We start from the raw sequence: 16,987 nt of genomic DNA, 5'->3' as shown, positions 1-16,987 counted from the left end.
TCTATTATGTTTCTATACGTTTTACTTCCACAATCTCTTTCAATTTTTTAAGACGATTAATTAACACATCCAGTTCATCAGTATTTTTTACAAATATTTTTATGTTGCCTTCAAACATACCATCCTTTGCATCCATTGTCAGACTTTGCATGTTCATACGTAAATCACCGCTAATGATATTTGTTACTTTGCTTACCAAACCCACATCATCCAAACCTATTATTTTTAATCCGGTAAGGAACGCAATTTCTTTTTGATTAGTCCATCGTGTTCTCACAATCCTATAGCCATACTTGCTCATCATTTCAGTAGCATTCGAACAATTGGTTCTATGAATTTTAATACCATCATTAATTGTAATAAACCCAAACACTTCATCACCAACAATAGGATTACAACACTTCGACAGACTAAATTTTATTTTATCACTCGACTCATCAAATATCAGTAACTCGGCATTGGCAATTTGTTTTAATACTTCAACTTTTTCTTCTTCTTTATTTTTATTTGATGGAGCTGTAATTCTACCGCCTGTTATTTTAAAATCTTTCAGTTCTTTAAGATCAATTTCCTTCTTTGCAACTTTAAAATAAAATTCTAACGATGATGGTTGATGATAAAAGTGCAGCATTTCATTTACATTTTTATCATCAAAAGAAACCTTCATTCCTTTCAATTTTTTCTCCACCAATTCTTTGCCTTGTATTGCAACAGAACGGCGTTCTTCTTTCAACGCATTTTTAACTTTCGATCTTGCTTTACTTGTAATCAGAAAATTTAACCAGTCTTCATTTGGTTTTTGCTTTCTGGAATTAATTACTTCCACCTGATCGCCGTTACTTAATTTATAACTGAGTGGCACTAATTTATGATTCACTTTTGCACCTATACAATGATAACCCACATCCGTATGTATCTCGAATGCAAAATCTAAAGCTGTAGCATCCTGAGGTAATATTTTTAAATCTCCCTTTGGCGTAAACACATAAATTTCTTTTGAGAATAAATTGCTTTTGAAATCATCCATAAATTCCAATGCATTATAATCCGGATTACGCAATAACTCCCGAATTTCTCTCAACCAATTATCTAATGCTTTATCCGTAGTTCCTTCTTTATATTTCCAATGTGCAGCAAAACCTCTGTCGGCAATTTCATCCATTCGCCCGGAACGAATTTGCACTTCTACCCAACGGCCTTTATTTCCCATCACTGTAGTATGCAAACTTTCATAACCATTTGCTTTTGGTGTGGACACCCAATCTCTCAAACGATCAGGATTTGGCTGATATAATTCAGTTACAATGGAATACACTCTCCAACAATCTGCTTTTTCTTTTTCGGGTACGCTATTAATTATTATTCGAATTGCAAACAGATCATACACTTCATTAAACGTTACACTTTTGGTTTGCATTTTATTAAAAATAGAATGAATGGATTTTGGTCTCCCAAACATGCTATAGCTTATACCCGATTCATCTAATCTGTCTTTAATTGGCTTACAAAATTCATTGATATATCTACTTCGCTCACGTTTGGTTTCTGCAAGTTTTTTTACAATGTCTCCATAGCTTTCCGGCTCAGTATATTTCATTACCAAATCTTCCAATTCAGTTTTTATCGCATAAAAGCCCAAGCGGTGCGCAAGTGGCGCATACAGATACATTGTTTCCGAAGCAATCTTTAATTGTTTTTTTCGGGGCATGCTATCCATAGTCCGCATGTTGTGTAACCGGTCTGCAATTTTTATCAAAATCACACGCACATCATCTGCAAGGGTGAGTAATAATTTTTTAAAATTTTCTGCTTGAATAGAACTGGTTAGATCAAAAACCCCTGAAACTTTTGTGAGACCATCAATAATTTTTGCAACCTTAATCCCGAACTCTCTTTTGATATCATCCAGGGTAAGTTCAGTATCTTCCACTACATCATGCAACAATGCGCAAATTGCAGCAGTAGCATTTAAACCCATTTCTCTGGTAACAATCTGAGCAACTCTTAACGGATGCATAATAAAAGGCTCACCGGATTTTCTACGCATATCCTTGTGTGCCTCCATCGCCATTTCAAAAGCAAGACGCAGTTGTTTTTTCTCCGAGCTTGTAATTCCATCCCGAAGTGATCGCAATAGATTGCGATATTCTTTTAAAATATCTTTTTTCTCTTGCTCGACATTTTTTGGCTGAACTATTTCCATAAGGTTTTTCAAAATCTAAATTACAGTACAAATACTTATTCAATGCAATGATACTAACACGATGCTGTATAAAACAGTTTTAAAGATTCATCTGCATTTCAAAGAAGTTTTCGTGTGTTTTTAACTACATTTGCACGCCGAATTGCGGGTGTGGTGAAATTGGTAGACATACCAGACTTAGGATCTGGCGCCGCAAGGCATGGGGGTTCGAGTCCCTCCACCCGCACATTCATAAATCCAAAAGTTTTCATTATTTAATCAAAACAAGTTTTTATCGTGAATATCTCATCAGAAAATTTAGGTCCCCTACATTTACGCTTAACCATTGAAATAGACCCTGCAGATTACAAACCTAAATTTGATAAATCCATTAAAGATTTAGGCAAAAAAGCTACTATAAAAGGCTTCCGACCCGGACATGTGCCTATAAGTATGGTTAAAAAATTATATGGCGATCAAGCACTTGCCGATGAATTAAACAGATTGGTAAATGAACAAATAAGCAATTATGTTAAAGAATCTAATATTGAAATATTAGGCGACCCTTTGCCTTCAGAGGATGAGAGAGTTGAAATAGATTATAATTCCGACAAGCCTTATACATTTAAGTATGAATTGGGTATTCAACCTGAGTTAAATGTATCTGAAGTATTTAAAGGTGCCGCAGCTTTTAAACGCTATCGTATTCCTGCTAAGCTGGAAGAGATTGAGGCTGAAGTGGGCAGAATATTAAAACGTTTGGGCACTCAGGAAGAAGTAGAAAGTGCTATGGAAGGTGATGTAGTGTATGTGCATTTGCAAGAAGTGAAATCAGACGGCACTCCAATTGAAAATGGTATTGATACAGATAGTTATTTCAATTTAGAAATGCTTACAGAGAGCGGCGTGGAGTTATTTAATGGTATTGAAAAAGACGCAGTTAAAAATATACCGGATCTATTTGCCGTCTTTAATGGAGAAAAAACAAATGTGGCTAAAAACATTTTACAAATGAAAGAGGAAGATTTGGGAAAATTAGATTCCATGAGTCCATCTTTTGAATGTAAAGTGGAGAAGATAGTAAGACTAAAACCTGCAGAATTAAATGCAGAAGTATTTGAAAATCTATCCAAAGAATATGGCCCGGTGAGTAACGAGGAAGAATTGCAAAATAAGATTAAAGATATTATTGAGTCCTATAATGACCGGATGACGGAAACAGCTTTGGAAAATGATATCTACAAGTATTTAACAGATACAACCGAAGTACCCCTTCCGGAAGTCTTCCTACAAAAGTGGTTTAGAGCCACCATGGAAAAAGAATTAGATGAAATGTCCTTTGAAGAACAATTTAATACATTTAAAACCCGATTAAAACAATCATTGATTTTTCAAAAGGTAAGAAAAGAGAATTCTCTTGAAGCGACCAAAGAAGAAATAATTGAAGAAACAATGATGCAGGTAAGAAGCACTTACGGTTCCATGGGAGAAGAATTAGTGAACTACATAGTTCAAAATAATCTTAATGATAAAACATTTGTAGAAAATATGCATGACCGTGTTATGCAGCAGAAATTTTTTGAAATATTAAAAGGATATATCACCACCATTGACGAAATGACTACTTTGGAGGAATATCAAAACTTAAATAAGGAAGTTACATATGCAGAATAATGAATTTTTAAAATACGCAACCAAACATTTGGGAATGTCCAGCAACACTCTGGACAGTTATATGAAAACATCAAGTTTACATGTAACAAACTTTACCCCATATATTATTGAGGAGAGACAAATGAATGCTCAGGCTATTGACGTTTTCTCCCGTTTAATGATGGATAGAATCATTTTTATGGGAACAGCTATTGATGACTACGTTGCAAATGTGGTACAGGCTCAATTGCTTTTTTTGGACTCAGTAGATAACAAAAGAGATATTCAAATTTATATTAATAGTCCGGGAGGAGTAGTTTACAGTGGCCTTGCCATCTATGATACTATGCAATATGTTTCTCCGGATGTAGCCACAATTTGCACTGGTATCGCAGCCAGTATGGCAGCAGTTCTTCTTTGCTCAGGTAGTGATGGAAAAAGATCTGTATTGACTCATAGCAGAGTGATGATTCATCAGCCTTTAGGCGGAATGCAAGGTCAGGCAAGCGATATGGAAATTGCATTAAGAGAAACTTTAAAACTGAAAACTGAACTTTATACGATCATCAGCAATCATACAGGCCAACCTTATGATAAAGTGCAAGCAGATTCAGATCGTGATTATTGGATGACAGCCAATGAGGCAAAAGAATATGGAATGGTGGACGAAGTACTTAGCAGAAATCCACGTAAAAGCTAATTCATGAAGAAAAAAGAGGAACAATTTTGTTCGTTTTGCGGCAAAGCAAAAACAGAAGTAAACATTCTGATTGCCGGACAAGATGGACACATTTGCGAAAACTGCGTTACTCAGGCACAACAACTGATTGACGAAGAATTCAATCAATCTGACCGTAAATATCATTTTACGATGCAGAATAGCATGAAGCCTCGTGCTATCAAAGATTTCATTGATCAATATGTTATTGGTCAGAATGAAGCAAAAAAAATACTTGCTGTTGCAGTTTATAATCATTATAAAAGATTGAATCAACGCCAGCATGAGGAAATTGAAATTGAAAAGTCCAACATACTTGTAGTAGGTGAAACAGGAACCGGCAAAACATTGCTTGCCCGCTCAATTGCCCGTTATCTTAATGTGCCATTTACAATTGTGGATGCTACTGTTTTTACAGAAGCTGGTTATGTAGGTGAAGATGTAGAAAGTATTTTATCCAGATTATTGCAAGTGTGTAATTATGATGTGGCCGCTGCAGAGAAAGGAATTGTATATATAGATGAAATTGATAAAATAGCCAGAAAGAGCGATAATCCTTCTATCACAAGAGATGTATCTGGTGAAGGTGTGCAACAAGCGCTTTTAAAAATGCTGGAAGGAACGGAGGTGCAAGTTCCGCCGCAAGGAGGACGCAAACACCCTGAGCAAAAGATGATTAAAGTAAACACTCAAAATATTCTGTTTATATGCGGTGGTGCTTTTAACGGCATTGAAAAAATCATTGCAAGACGCACTGCTACCCAATTAATTGGGTTTCGCAATAATGAAGAATTAACTGCTGACCATTCAAATCTATTGCAATATATTTCTCCTCAAGACTTAAAAGGTTTTGGTTTGATACCTGAATTAATTGGTCGCTTACCTGTGCTAACTCATTTAGACCCACTTACTTTTGATGCATTAAGAGAAATCCTTACCGTTCCAAAGAATGCGATTTTAAAACAATATGAACAACTCTTTCTATTGGAAAACATCAAACTGATTGTGGAACCGGAAGTGAAAGATTTTATAGTTGAAAAGGCCATGGAGTTTAAACTTGGTGCAAGAGGCTTAAGATCTATTTGCGAAGCTTTACTTACAGATATTATGTTTGATATACCTTCCCAAAAGCACTCCAATGAATTTGTGCTTGATATTAAATATGCTGAATCCAGATTTAAAGAATCAAGAATTAACAGATTGAAAGTAGCTAGTTAAACTTCGGTAATTTTCATCCATGCAAATGGAGAATTTAAGTACAACATCTTTGTCCATTCGAACACCTTTTGGTAACTTAAAGCTAGTGGATCACAATCATCACTTGGTCTCGGCATCTTTTACAAATCCTTCGGAATCAACTACTGATAATAATTTATCGCCTTTATTGAAAGAGGCCGCAAGTCAGTTGAATGCATACTTTAAAGGCAAACTACAAACATTTAATATTCCTTTGCAGCCACATGGAACTGACTTCCAAAAAGAAGTTTGGAGGAAACTTGAAACCATCTCTTACGGAGAAACAATATCATATCTGGAATTAGCCAATATGGTCGGCGGCCCAAATTATTCCCGGGCTGTCGGTACAGCAAATGGCAATAATCCGATAGCGATTATAATTCCCTGCCATAGAGTGATTGGAAAAAACGGAAATTTGGTGGGCTATTCGGGTGGTTTGGAAAAAAAACGGTGGTTGCTAGATTTTGAAAAGAATTGTAAATACGGAATTAAGGAATTGTTCGGGCGTGATTTTTGACCAATTGGAGGATTGTTGAAAACAAATAGTACGTTTTAACAAGAATCAATAATTTCGTAATAATGAAAATAACGCTTTTGAATAAATTTAATAAATGGGCATTAACCGCTGCAACACTTATAGTTCTTATAGCAGCACCGGAGTTTTCCTCCGCCCAATCCACTGAAACAGGCACAGCCAGCTATTATCATAATAAATTTGTAGGTCGTAAAACTGCTAATGGTGAAATATTCGTTCAGACAAAACTTACCGCAGCACATAAATCATTACCATTAGGAACTTGGGTAAAGGTTACAAACCTGAGTAATGATTCCACAGTAATTGTGAAAATTAACGATCGGATGCCTCAATGGAATAAACGATCAATTGATCTTTCTAAAACAGCAGCATCGCAATTGGATTATTTACATGACGGATTAACAAAAGTTAAAATTGAAATTATTCCTGACCCCACTGCTATCCTCAATACCCTATGTATCCTAAAATGCCTCTTATTCAATATCTTTCTTTTGAGAAACCAAAAGGTGGATTATTTAATTTTCAGCGTTAATTAATTTCTTTTCCATATATCTGTGCAGTATCCCCACTTCATAGAATTCCTCGCCTTTTATTGAATATCCAGATTTTAAATAAAATGGGATAGCCACATCTCTCGCATGGCAATACATATATGTACATCCATTTTGAATGGAATACTTTTCCGAAGCTTGAATTATTTTTTTTCCAATACCCGAATTCTGTAAATCCATTTGAACTGCCACTTGCTTCATACGCATTTTACCGTCCTGTTCTGGAAGTAACATTACGCATGCTACAAGTTTCGAATGAATAAAATAACCAAGATGAATATTATTTACATCCTGTTTTAATTGTTCTTGTGTAAAATGCAGATTTAGGGGCTTTCTCAAAACATCATATCGCAATTGTACCATTGCATTATAGTCATTGGAGCCGTAGTCTATTTCTTTAATAATAGCATTCTTGTCAATCGGATAAATAAACAGCTTCATACGATTGTTTCTGTAGATTCCTGAAATGCAATGTTATGTTCTTGAGCTAATATATCCAGGATGGGATTATAGATTTCAGGCTTAACAGGAATAACGACACCCACCTCTGAAATTTTACCCTGCAATATTAAAGTAGCAGCAATTCCCATTGGCAATCCAACTGTTTTCGCCATAGCCGTAATTTTTTCATCCTCTCCTATTGCGACCATATTACTGTGTACTATATATTTTTTACCTGCATTTGTATATTCAATCAGATGTTTCATCACACACATATCCTTGTCGCCATCTTTCAGTTTCCAGTTTTTCTCCAACAGTTTTAATAACACATCTGCAGGTGTTCCTGATTCCATTCCTATTGGTTCATTGCTAAATAATCCCAGCCATTCCAATTTCTCAAGAATATCCGGCCGGTCAGTAATTTTTAAATACTGCGCTAATTTTTCAGGTACCGATAATGAAGCGTCGTGTGGGATATAAAGCTTTAAAAATTCCACCCATGTTAAATCTTTCAGACCATCTATTTGATAGGAATTATCTGTAATTCCAAGTTGAACAAATACATTCCATGCATCGCAAAAGCCTTTGGTGCGCAATGTGCCCCGAACCATTGTATGCAAATTGGTTAACTGATAGGTGTCCACATACTTCAAAGAATCTCTGTTAGGATAGCCTTCAAAAATTCCATAACCATCTACTTGCAATTCATCATAGCGTTCAAACAATTTATTATAAGGCACATATTTTACTTTATTCCCCCAAATAAATTTTGCAACCCCCTGCCCTGCCAACACCACATTGCGAGGATTCCAGGTGAATTTATAATGCCAGGGATTATCATCACTTTCCGGCGCAATTAATCCTCCGGCATAAGATTCAAAAGCTGTAATTACTCCACCATTATTTTGAATTTCATGAATAATACGCATAGCACTCATGTGATCTAAACCGGGATCTAAACCGCATTCATTCAACAATAACACTCCTGCATTTTCTGCCGAAGTATGTAGTGCTTTCATTTCATCACTTACATAAGATGCACATAAAAAATGACGTCTGTATCTCACGCAATCTGCTGCAACCACCGCATGCAAATTATGTGGCAATAAGGATAACACAATATCCGCTTCTCTGATTGAATGATTTCGAATTACATCATCATCTACCGAAAAATAAGTAGCCGCTCCTTTGGGATGATTATTAATTTTTGCTTCTGCTGCTTCTTTTGAAATATCTCCCACCGTAATTAACCAATCATTTTCTTCTGCTTTCGAAAGCATAAAACTGATAAGTGCTGTGGATGATTTTCCCGCTCCAAGTATTAATATATTCTTCATAATATTTATGTGCTCAAAGGTAATATTTAAAATTCCCGATAAATTTTTCACATCGTTAATTAGTTTTTAATTTAGTTGCTAATGAAATCAGAAATAGAAATTAAAATAGTGATTACAAAAATGCCATTTGCAATGTTGAATGATCAGGATCAGGAACTGCTCACTATGGCAACCCTTGCAATTAACACTGCCTATGCACCTTATTCCAAATACAGAGTTGGAGCTGCAATACGATTGAAGAATAATACAATTATTTCTGGAAGCAATCAGGAAAATGCAGCTTATCCTTCCGGCTTATGTGCAGAAAGAGTTGCCATTTTCTCAGCACGATCTCAATACCCAAAAGAACCTATTCAAACCATTGCAATTACTACTGAAAAATATGCAGACCATCCCATTGCTCCATGCGGTTCGTGCCGACAAGTAATTTCAGAATATGAAATAAATCAACAATCCCCCATTCGAATTATTTTAGGACATATTGATGGTATGGTTTGGATTTCTGAAAGCATGGAAAACTTATTGCCGTTGCCGTTTATGCTGGATGTAAAATAACATAGACTATTGACATTGACTTTGACAAAAAAAAGTTCCTAGTTTCAGGTTTCAGGTTCCGGGTTAAAAAAATTCATAACGGTTTACTCATTACTGATTACTGATTTCTCATATCTGATTTCTGATTATTGATTACTGATTATTCATTTCTCATTGCTCAAACACCTGTTGGAGAACAAAATGGTTATATGGTATTTTTTGAAGACAGCGAAGGAAATATTATTTGATTGTATTCGTAGGAGTAAAGTAAATTAAAGAAATAATTCAAATGTTTTTTATTCAAGGAAAAGATATGGGATTAGATAGCAAAGCCGGTACGCATTGGGGATTCGGTAGAGATGTTGCGGGTTTCTCACTTAGTTATTTTAAAGATGATTACAAGCCAATTGGAAATTCAAAATTTATAGCAAGTATAGGAGCCTCTGGTGGATTCGGAAACTCCAGCCCATCACTTTATAATGGCAATATCCGACGAGCAACTTATGCTCTTGAAAACCTTACCGATGAAACTCTGGGATATAGCTACCAGTATGATCAACTCAATAGATTGACAGGAATGGATGTTTGGACAAACTTTAATGCCTCATCTTATTCATGGCCAAATGGAGGATCGGCCTCCACTAAATGGAAAGAAAGAGTTTCTTATGATGCAAATGGCAACATTCAAACCTATAACAGGAATGGAAACAGTCCGATCGGAATGGATAGTCTCACCTATAATTACTATGCAAATACAAACCAATTGAAAAGAGTGGATGATATTGTCGGAAGCTCTAACTATTCAGTTGATATAGATGATCAAAGCGGTACTAATTATAAATATGATGAAATCGGTAATTTAGCTCGTGATGCTTCAGAAGAAATAGACACAATATTATGGACCTTAACTGGAAAGGTTGATAGTATAAGCAGGACTTCTGCAAGCACAAAGGATGAATTGAAATTTCTATATGATCCAATGGGCAATAGAGTGGCAAAAATTGTAACAAAAGATAACAACGAGGTTATAACAACTTGGTATGCCAGAGATCCTCAGGGAAACATTCTTGCAGTCTATACACAATCTCATGACACACTTTGGTTTGATGAAGCGCATATTTACGGAAGTTCAAGACTGGGATATTGGAAACCGGATAAAATATTATATGATCCGGTTACTGGTTGTAAATGTGATAGCGAAAGTTTAGATAGTATTCAAGGCATACACATTACAACAAATAAGTTCAGGGGAGATAATTGTTACGAAATAACTAATCATCTGGGAAATGTTTTGGCTGTAATTTCTGATAAAAAATTGCTATTGACGATGATTCGGATGGTCTAATAGATTACTTTACCGCTGATATATTAAACATTCAAGATTACTATCCCTTTGGGATGTTAATGCCAAGTAGAACTTGGAGTGCTGGAAGTGAATATAGGTTTGGGTTTAACGGGCAATTGAAAACAGACGAAATTTCAGGTAAGGGAAATCACTACAGTGCTGAGTTTTGGGGAGTATAACCCAAGAGTAGTAATACGTTGGAACACCGACCCGATCCTAAAAGAATGGGAAAGCCCTTATGCTATCAATAAGGGAAACCCAATTTGGTTTCAAGATTCAAAAGGTAACAATCCTTCGACGCACACTGATGAAGATGGAAATGTTATAGCTGTAAAAGACGATGGTGATTTAGGTGTATATAAACATGATGGGATGGGGAACGGAGCAAAGAAAAATTTTGATCAAAATTATAGCTTTAAGAATACATCAGCTGGCGGTACTAAAATGGGAGAAACCTTTACTCCACTGGGTTTTGCTGATTTTGATGCATATGAAAAAGACGGATCCGTTAAGCCTGGATTAGGTGCTAAAATTGATTTTACTTCTAATTGGGCAACAAACCAAGTGAGTGGAATTTTAAATCAAAACCCAAGTATAATAGAATATGGTTGGAATGCACGGTCTGGACATGATTGGGATATAAAAACAAAGGCTCCGGTGGTAATCCTTATTATGGTTCTAAGCTATATGGTAAATATGCTTCAGCCAGAGATGCTGGAAATTTTACAGCAGGTGCAGTAGCTCAAAAATCTATCGTTCCTAATATAATATTAGATTATGGCTTTGGGACTTATAACATTTCTGGAAATAGTGTAGGTAAATCATTTCTAATGATTGCCACAGATGTAATTAATATCACTTTTAGTCCTGTCGAAGGCACTGGTATTATATTGGATAAGGTAAATGGAGAAGATAAACTATCTCGCATGGGTATTGAAGCAGGTAAATCATATTTCAAAAGTAGCTAAACAATGAGATATATTTTATTTTTAGTAATAATATTTGGTTTTATAGCTTGTTCAAAAGAAACTGCAATATATTACGAATATAATGAGACTACAATTACAAGAATAAACAAAGGAAATAAAATACTTTTCTTCTATGGAAAGTTTGATAATGAAAATTTTCCAGAAATGTTTGTAGAGGCTGAGTATAGTGGACTTAATAGTGGAATGCAAGCCTACTTAAATTTTCTTCCAAATAAACAAGTTGAAATTATTGGAATTATGGGATCTTTTGAAAAAACAGGAATTATTTCTAATTTCAATATTAAAGAAATAGATAATATTAGGTTTATTGCATGGAAAGATAGTATTCAGGGAAATTATAACAATACAATAGAATTATTTGATGTTTTGCAAATAGAGATTGAACGAAATCAACAAAACAATTCAAAGGTTAAAGCTTATCATCCATTGTAGATGATGTTTACATTTCAAAGTGTTATATGAATAGGGTTTTTACCTCGTTAATAAATAATAAAAATGTAAAACCATGCGATATTGAATTTATTTATATTCTTCATAAACAGTATATTTAGTTAATGAAACTATCATATTCATTTCCTTCAAATCATTATCCCTTCGGGATGTTAACGCCGGGCAGAAATTGGAATGCGGGAAGTGAGTACAGGTTTGGGTTTGGAGGTCAAGAGGAAGTACATGAGGTGTCTGGAAATGGTAATAGCTATACTGCGGAGTTTTGGCAGTATGATCCACGGTTAGGAAGAAGGTGGAATATTGACCCGAAACCTAATCCTTCATGGAGTTCATATTCAACATTCAGCAATAATCCGATCTTCTTTACTGATATTTTAGGAGATACCGTGAAAACCAGCCAGGAAGGGAAATAAAATCTTACAGGAGGGGTTAACAGCTTCTTTAGGCGCAAATAATCCATTTGGTTACAATGAAGAAAAAGGAAAAGTAACTATGGATAATAATTTTGACAGAACAAAATATAATGAGGATCAACTCTTTGTTATCGATCATTTGGGCGGTGTCGTAAATAGCGAGAAAGTGAATGAACTTATGGTTGTAGATTTTAATGAGCCAATAGCTGAACTAAATAATATGAGCCTAGGAGAATCATCCTTGAACGGAGCGACATTAAAAACAGGAGAAAAAACGTGGGTAGCTAGAAATCCCAAAACTGTAGGAGTCGTTGAAAATCCTAATTACAACAGTTTTAATATCTATAGCGAGAGATATATAAATGGCCTTGTAGCAGCGCCATCCTATTTACGAGGTTTGAATACTTTGCATGAAATTGGTGGTCATGCTTATTACCGTTTTACACAGCCTCAAATTATAAGTGTTAAGCATGCTGATATAGTGGAGGCCTTCGAAACCGTTGCTCGGCAGGTTTATCAGATCGGAACTTATGAAACAAAAAAGGAAGTAAAGCGAGCCAAGAAAGCAGGCTTAGATGTTCAAATAGGCGATCCAAAATATCTTGGCGGTAAAGCCGAAAAACACACTGTTTACGGTCTGTAATTATATAAAATAAATTTTATGAAGCGATACTTAATAATGATAATTATTTTTTAAGTTATACAAGTTTTAACTGCAATGCAGCTAAGCAGGTAAAAATTAACAGCAGGCAGGTGATTAGTCCTAGTGAGGAATTGAGTAGGACGGTTGATTCTCTTTCAAGATACGACGTTGATACTATTCTATATTATATAAAGGGCTGTTATGGTTGCATCGGGAATATCTCTGAAGCTGCATATATTTTTTGGGTAAATGAAGGAAAAACTCAACTAAAAAAGTTTGATGCGTCAGGCATTTATAAGTCTGTGGACGTGACAGGAGATATATTCAAATATTATTTTACAAATGAGAATTTAATTAATGAAGAGGAGACAACAATCCAAGCTGAACTGCTACATAATCACTATTTAAAAATTAAAGTGTTATCGGGTTCAAGTTTGTATGAAACGGAATTACCTGATATTTTTTATGAGGATGTGGAGGAAGAATATCATGTGGTTGAGTGGGTATATAGAATAGAAAGTATTCTGTTCAATATAGAGAGGAACAATTTATTTATTAGGCAGTAAGCTTTATTCCACACTCTGCAACACATGCCCCAGCGAAACATTTAATTTTTCTTACAGATGAAAGCATCAAGCATAATAAAGAAAGTCTGTTTTTCTTTTTTAATATCATCCGGATTCTAAACTCAATAAAAAATAAATATTACTGTTTTAACCCTGCGTAATTTTCATTACTAATTATTATAAATTCATTTGCCATAATCCTCAATTTAATAATTCCAATTCTATCTTTAAATTTATAAGATGAACCTAACCACTTTATCACCTCAGCATCATTATCCCTTCGGGATGTTAATGCCAGGTAGAAATTGGAGCGCTGGAAGTGAATATAGGTTTGGGTTTAACAGCAAAGAAAGCGATTCAGAAATGTATGGAGAAGGAAATTCTTATGACTTTGGAGCGAGGATATATGATGCAAGGTTGGGGAGGTGGATGAGTGTGGATCCGGCTCAATCAAAATATCCTGCTTTAAGTCCATATTCTGCATTTAATAACTGCCCGATTTACATAACAGATCCTGGCGGGGACACAATTACATTTTACTTGCAAAAAGGAGCTAAGAGCTATCCATTTTGAAAATTGGGACGGCTTTAGATCAATCCTTTATTATCAACTATAATATGCTACCAAAGGAACTTCAACAACAAATAGATCTTAAATCTATCAACCCAATTACTCTAAATGATCCTGAAATAACGTCCATTTTTGGTGATGTCAATAAACCTTACAATGCGGATGCAAAAATGGCATCCATTTCAGGTTCGATGGGTTTGGTTGTTAGTGGTCAAATGGAAATAGATATAGTAAATATAAATAAGGGTGATGATAAAGGAAAAACTTTCGCATATTTCTCCGCAGGCATTGGGCTAGGAGCAGGCACGCCGGACATTTCATTTATGAAAGGGAGAAGTAAATTACAATCCCGCTAGGGATGATAATGTTTCAAAATATTATTCCTTAGATAGAGACCTATTCAAAGGTTGGTCATTTCAAACTTCATGGTCTTATGGAATTGCTGCAGGTTCAAATGTAACCTCCTATGGTACTTCTAATCCTGAATGTTTTTGGGGTACTTGTAATGATCCTGTTTTATTTGAATCAAAACTCCGAGGTTCATTGAAACCCACAATGACTGGGAAATCTGTCCTTGTAAAAGCAGATCCTCCCGGGGTTTCCCTCATGAGAACTGGAATCTATTCAACATATCTTGGCGAAATAGAAACAAAGATCGACAAATGATTAGGCTATTATTTTATATGATTGTATTTATTTGGTTATTCTTTTCTTGCTTACCAAATAGAAACGATTCTCAATTAAAATTTAATTGCTTACAAACAGATTCTTTAATTGTTATGGTGAATCATACATTTCAAGTTGACTTCTCTTATTCTAGCGACACATTAAAAATTTTTGACAAAATTCACTTAAGTGAGTTTAAAAAAATATTTGAGAACTCTGATTCAGGTATTAGGGACGAAAAATCTAAAATTGCCAGCATTCGTATTTTCAATTATTGTAATGGGAAAGAGGAGTGTTTTATAATTTATATTGGATTGAGTCATTATGCGAGAATTTTACAACATACCGGATGCAATACAGGAGGAGTAAAAGGTAATTATAGTAGTTATGACTTAGGAGAATATTTATTACGCTTATTTGAAGAAAATTCTATTAATATTCAAACAAAGTAATAAATTTATTTTTTCATGTAATTTTTGAAAAACTATTAAAATTGTTTGGGGAGCACTTTGCTATGTATAAAATTGAACAGGTCATTTTGGTCTCTTATTATAAAAAAATTTTACTCTTATTGATTAGAAAGTAAAGTTTACATTTATAACATGAATAAGTACAATTCATCACTCTCACCTCACTATCCCTTTGGGATGTTAATGCCTGGACGGCAGTGGAGCTCTGGAAGTGAGTATAGGTTTGGGTTTGGCGGACAGGAACAGGTAGATAAAGTGTATGGAAATGGAAATAGTTATACTGCGGAATTTTGGCAGTATGATCCACGATTGGGCAGAAGGTGGAATCTTGACCCTGTTCCTTTCTCATGGCAATCCAGTTACTCCACTTTTAATAATAATCCAATACTTTATAATGACCCCTTCGGTCTTTATGGGTCAGAAAAAAGAGCAGAGAGAGCAGCACGGAGATATTCAAGAAATCATGACTTAGCAGAAACTCCGGATGTTTATCAAGTAGCAAAAGAATGGGGCTTTAATACAATACCCAAAGAAGGTCCGGGAGCTGAATGGCATGATGGTGTAAATAGAAAAGCTTATGATAATGCTACTCCGTTTCAAGTGGGTCAAGAGTGGCTAACTGGACAGGGACCATTAGAGCATCACTTTTTTAATGGTGACCCTTTCACTGAATTACTTAAAACACATGAGCATATTGAGGAAACAAGAAAATTGATAGCAAATCGTATTGCTACAGGAGGTAAATTGGAAGATAACAATGACTATAACTTAGGAGGACTTGAAGGTGTTCCCAAGTATATGAGAGATTATTCAACACTGGCTACAGCAGGACAAACAGGAAATCTTGCAGTAACTTATTTGGGTTCTTTCTCTTTGACATATAAAGTAACAGCGGTTGATGTTGAGAAGAAAGTGGCAACAGTAGAGTTCATGGTTTCAAACCGGTCATCTATAAGTTCAGCAACACATCCGCCTCTTATTGGTTATACACAGTGGTGGAGCAAATACATCGGCACTCCATTAAATAATTATTTGCAAGTAGGTCCTATGTCAGAAACTTATCAGGATTTTAAATGGACAGAAACAATCAATATGAAATGAAACAACCAGTGACATGTCTGATAATCTTATTCCCGTTTCTGTTTATTGGCTGTGGGGTTCGGTTCCTGCAAAGAATGAAATAACAGGAATATGGTTTAACGCTGATGGTGCTCAGTTAATTCTTAAAGACGACGGAACATTTACAGCCACATCAATACCTGCTGAATTATTTTTTCATGATGAGTATGAAGGGGAAAAGTTTGGGGGTAATGGAAAATGGACAATTGAAAAAGAGCGAAAATCATGGGACCAAATTCCTTGGAAAGTTGATTTAGATTTTACTGAAACTTCCAATCGACATTATAGATACGGTCACTCATTATTAATCTCTGGAAGTAATTTTCTGGAAAATAAACCACCTTGGCGCAATCTTTTTTTATGGAAGGGAGAAGAAGGAGGAGAGCGATATGAGTTTAAGAGAAAATAAAAACAAAATCAGAAATAACAAAGCCCTAGAGGGTCTTTGTTCCAGCTGGGTTCAAACAAAATTAATACAAATAAAAATATAAACAAAACCGTTTTAACCTTGTGTTATTTTACTTTGAATAAACATATACTTTTAATTTTCTAATTACTCTTTAAATTTA

General features: G+C 35.1%; 21 protein-coding genes and 1 tRNA gene. 19 read left to right on the top strand and 3 right to left on the bottom strand.

The genetic code is table 11. The features are described 5' to 3' along the window. Nucleotides 1-4 precede the first annotated feature (4 nt). Nucleotides 5-2,203: a bifunctional (p)ppGpp synthetase/guanosine-3',5'-bis(diphosphate) 3'-pyrophosphohydrolase gene (locus IPN31_09415; protein ID MBK8682103.1), complete on the bottom strand. Its 2,199-nt coding sequence runs from the start codon at nucleotides 2,201-2,203 to the stop codon at nucleotides 5-7. A gap of 144 nt (nucleotides 2,204-2,347) precedes the next feature. On the opposite strand from IPN31_09415, the gene IPN31_09410 reads away from it, so the two are divergent. From IPN31_09410 to IPN31_09385, 6 genes are all read left to right on the top strand, one after another. Next, nucleotides 2,348-2,429, top strand: a tRNA-Leu gene (locus IPN31_09410). Nucleotides 2,430-2,479: 50 nt separating this feature from the next. Continuing rightward, nucleotides 2,480-3,856, top strand: a complete 1,377-nt coding sequence (gene tig / locus IPN31_09405; GenBank protein ID MBK8682102.1) for a trigger factor — start codon at nucleotides 2,480-2,482, stop codon at nucleotides 3,854-3,856. Beyond that, entirely contained in the window at nucleotides 3,846-4,535 is a 690-nt protein-coding gene (gene clpP, locus IPN31_09400) for an ATP-dependent Clp endopeptidase proteolytic subunit ClpP (GenBank protein MBK8682101.1), read from the top strand. Before tig ends, clpP begins: the two co-directional genes overlap by 11 nt. A gap of 3 nt (nucleotides 4,536-4,538) precedes the next feature. After that, a complete protein-coding gene (clpX, locus tag IPN31_09395; GenBank protein ID MBK8682100.1) occupies nucleotides 4,539-5,771 on the top strand; it encodes an ATP-dependent Clp protease ATP-binding subunit ClpX in 1,233 nt (410 codons plus the stop codon). Nucleotides 5,772-5,796: 25 nt separating this feature from the next. After that, a complete protein-coding gene (locus IPN31_09390; GenBank protein ID MBK8682099.1) occupies nucleotides 5,797-6,306 on the top strand; it encodes a methylated-DNA--[protein]-cysteine S-methyltransferase in 510 nt (169 codons plus the stop codon). 62 nt (nucleotides 6,307-6,368) lie between these two features. After that, nucleotides 6,369-6,860, top strand: a complete 492-nt coding sequence (locus IPN31_09385; GenBank protein ID MBK8682098.1) for a septal ring lytic transglycosylase RlpA family protein — start codon at nucleotides 6,369-6,371, stop codon at nucleotides 6,858-6,860. Here IPN31_09385 and IPN31_09380 read toward each other — a convergent pair. Together IPN31_09380 and IPN31_09375 are read right to left on the bottom strand one after the other, a co-directional pair. Beyond that, a complete protein-coding gene (locus IPN31_09380) occupies nucleotides 6,840-7,316 on the bottom strand; it encodes a GNAT family N-acetyltransferase (protein MBK8682097.1) in 477 nt (158 codons plus the stop codon). The two genes, IPN31_09385 and IPN31_09380, sit on opposite strands and share 21 nt — an antisense overlap. Beyond that, entirely contained in the window at nucleotides 7,313-8,653 is a 1,341-nt protein-coding gene (locus IPN31_09375; GenBank protein ID MBK8682096.1) for a saccharopine dehydrogenase NADP-binding domain-containing protein, read from the bottom strand. The genes IPN31_09380 and IPN31_09375 overlap by 4 nt, the downstream gene beginning before the upstream one ends. An 81-nt stretch (nucleotides 8,654-8,734) precedes the next feature. Here IPN31_09375 and cdd point away from each other — a divergent pair, with 81 nt between their 5' ends. The 13 genes from cdd (at nucleotide 8,735) to IPN31_09310 (ending at nucleotide 16,827) form a co-directional block, all read left to right on the top strand. After that, nucleotides 8,735-9,208: a cytidine deaminase gene (gene cdd, locus IPN31_09370; GenBank protein MBK8682095.1), complete on the top strand. Its 474-nt coding sequence runs from the start codon at nucleotides 8,735-8,737 to the stop codon at nucleotides 9,206-9,208. A 268-nt stretch (nucleotides 9,209-9,476) separates the two neighbouring features. Then, entirely contained in the window at nucleotides 9,477-10,532 is a 1,056-nt protein-coding gene (locus IPN31_09365; protein MBK8682094.1) for a hypothetical protein, read from the top strand. Between the two features lie 156 nt (nucleotides 10,533-10,688). Further along, the gene (locus IPN31_09360; protein MBK8682093.1) at nucleotides 10,689-11,273 is read left to right on the top strand and encodes a hypothetical protein; all 585 of its coding nucleotides are present in this window, start codon (nucleotides 10,689-10,691) and stop codon (nucleotides 11,271-11,273) included. After that, the gene (locus IPN31_09355; protein ID MBK8682092.1) at nucleotides 11,165-11,500 is read left to right on the top strand and encodes a hypothetical protein; all 336 of its coding nucleotides are present in this window, start codon (nucleotides 11,165-11,167) and stop codon (nucleotides 11,498-11,500) included. The genes IPN31_09360 and IPN31_09355 overlap by 109 nt, the downstream gene beginning before the upstream one ends. A gap of 3 nt (nucleotides 11,501-11,503) precedes the next feature. Further along, nucleotides 11,504-11,953 carry a hypothetical protein gene (locus IPN31_09350; protein MBK8682091.1) on the top strand — a complete coding sequence of 150 codons (450 nt, stop codon included), beginning with the start codon at nucleotides 11,504-11,506 and terminating at the stop codon, nucleotides 11,951-11,953. A gap of 122 nt (nucleotides 11,954-12,075) precedes the next feature. After that, nucleotides 12,076-12,384: a hypothetical protein gene (locus IPN31_09345; GenBank protein ID MBK8682090.1), complete on the top strand. Its 309-nt coding sequence runs from the start codon at nucleotides 12,076-12,078 to the stop codon at nucleotides 12,382-12,384. 79 nt (nucleotides 12,385-12,463) lie between these two features. Then, nucleotides 12,464-13,027 carry a hypothetical protein gene (locus tag IPN31_09340; protein ID MBK8682089.1) on the top strand — a complete coding sequence of 188 codons (564 nt, stop codon included), beginning with the start codon at nucleotides 12,464-12,466 and terminating at the stop codon, nucleotides 13,025-13,027. Nucleotides 13,028-13,137: 110 nt separating this feature from the next. After that, the gene (locus tag IPN31_09335) at nucleotides 13,138-13,593 is read left to right on the top strand and encodes a hypothetical protein (GenBank protein ID MBK8682088.1); all 456 of its coding nucleotides are present in this window, start codon (nucleotides 13,138-13,140) and stop codon (nucleotides 13,591-13,593) included. A gap of 240 nt (nucleotides 13,594-13,833) precedes the next feature. Continuing rightward, nucleotides 13,834-14,166, top strand: a complete 333-nt coding sequence (locus IPN31_09330) for a hypothetical protein (GenBank protein ID MBK8682087.1) — start codon at nucleotides 13,834-13,836, stop codon at nucleotides 14,164-14,166. A 44-nt stretch (nucleotides 14,167-14,210) separates the two neighbouring features. Beyond that, nucleotides 14,211-14,519: a hypothetical protein gene (locus tag IPN31_09325; GenBank protein MBK8682086.1), complete on the top strand. Its 309-nt coding sequence runs from the start codon at nucleotides 14,211-14,213 to the stop codon at nucleotides 14,517-14,519. A 306-nt stretch (nucleotides 14,520-14,825) separates the two neighbouring features. Beyond that, nucleotides 14,826-15,281 (top strand): hypothetical protein, encoded by a 456-nt coding sequence (locus IPN31_09320; GenBank protein MBK8682085.1) that lies wholly within the window; start codon nucleotides 14,826-14,828, stop codon nucleotides 15,279-15,281. Between the two features lie 150 nt (nucleotides 15,282-15,431). Further along, a complete protein-coding gene (locus IPN31_09315; GenBank protein ID MBK8682084.1) occupies nucleotides 15,432-16,400 on the top strand; it encodes a hypothetical protein in 969 nt (322 codons plus the stop codon). Between the two features lie 13 nt (nucleotides 16,401-16,413). Continuing rightward, nucleotides 16,414-16,827 carry a hypothetical protein gene (locus IPN31_09310; protein MBK8682083.1) on the top strand — a complete coding sequence of 138 codons (414 nt, stop codon included), beginning with the start codon at nucleotides 16,414-16,416 and terminating at the stop codon, nucleotides 16,825-16,827. Nucleotides 16,828-16,987 lie beyond the last annotated feature (160 nt).

The organism is Bacteroidota bacterium (genome assembly GCA_016715425.1).
In the GTDB taxonomy this organism is placed as follows: domain Bacteria; phylum Bacteroidota; class Bacteroidia; order Chitinophagales; family BACL12; genus JADKAC01.
The sequence above is the reverse complement of the archived record's forward strand: the minus strand, read 5'-3'. Positions and strand labels throughout refer to the sequence as shown.

Coding starts and splice junctions, on each gene's coding strand:
- IPN31_09415 (MBK8682103.1), bottom strand. CDS start 2,203: ATGGAAATAGTTCAGCCAAAAAATGTCGAGCAAGAGAAAAAAGATATT.
- clpP (MBK8682101.1), top strand. CDS start 3,846: ATGCAGAATAATGAATTTTTAAAATACGCAACCAAACATTTGGGAATG.
- clpX (MBK8682100.1), top strand. CDS start 4,539: ATGAAGAAAAAAGAGGAACAATTTTGTTCGTTTTGCGGCAAAGCAAAA.
- IPN31_09390 (MBK8682099.1), top strand. CDS start 5,797: ATGGAGAATTTAAGTACAACATCTTTGTCCATTCGAACACCTTTTGGT.
- IPN31_09385 (MBK8682098.1), top strand. CDS start 6,369: ATGAAAATAACGCTTTTGAATAAATTTAATAAATGGGCATTAACCGCT.
- IPN31_09380 (MBK8682097.1), bottom strand. CDS start 7,316: ATGAAGCTGTTTATTTATCCGATTGACAAGAATGCTATTATTAAAGAA.
- IPN31_09375 (MBK8682096.1), bottom strand. CDS start 8,653: ATGAAGAATATATTAATACTTGGAGCGGGAAAATCATCCACAGCACTT.
- cdd (MBK8682095.1), top strand. CDS start 8,735: ATGAAATCAGAAATAGAAATTAAAATAGTGATTACAAAAATGCCATTT.
- IPN31_09365 (MBK8682094.1), top strand. CDS start 9,477: ATGTTTTTTATTCAAGGAAAAGATATGGGATTAGATAGCAAAGCCGGT.
- IPN31_09350 (MBK8682091.1), top strand. CDS start 11,504: ATGAGATATATTTTATTTTTAGTAATAATATTTGGTTTTATAGCTTGT.
- IPN31_09345 (MBK8682090.1), top strand. CDS start 12,076: ATGAAACTATCATATTCATTTCCTTCAAATCATTATCCCTTCGGGATG.
- IPN31_09340 (MBK8682089.1), top strand. CDS start 12,464: ATGGATAATAATTTTGACAGAACAAAATATAATGAGGATCAACTCTTT.
- IPN31_09330 (MBK8682087.1), top strand. CDS start 13,834: ATGAACCTAACCACTTTATCACCTCAGCATCATTATCCCTTCGGGATG.
- IPN31_09325 (MBK8682086.1), top strand. CDS start 14,211: ATGCTACCAAAGGAACTTCAACAACAAATAGATCTTAAATCTATCAAC.
- IPN31_09320 (MBK8682085.1), top strand. CDS start 14,826: ATGATTAGGCTATTATTTTATATGATTGTATTTATTTGGTTATTCTTT.
- IPN31_09315 (MBK8682084.1), top strand. CDS start 15,432: ATGAATAAGTACAATTCATCACTCTCACCTCACTATCCCTTTGGGATG.
- IPN31_09310 (MBK8682083.1), top strand. CDS start 16,414: ATGTCTGATAATCTTATTCCCGTTTCTGTTTATTGGCTGTGGGGTTCG.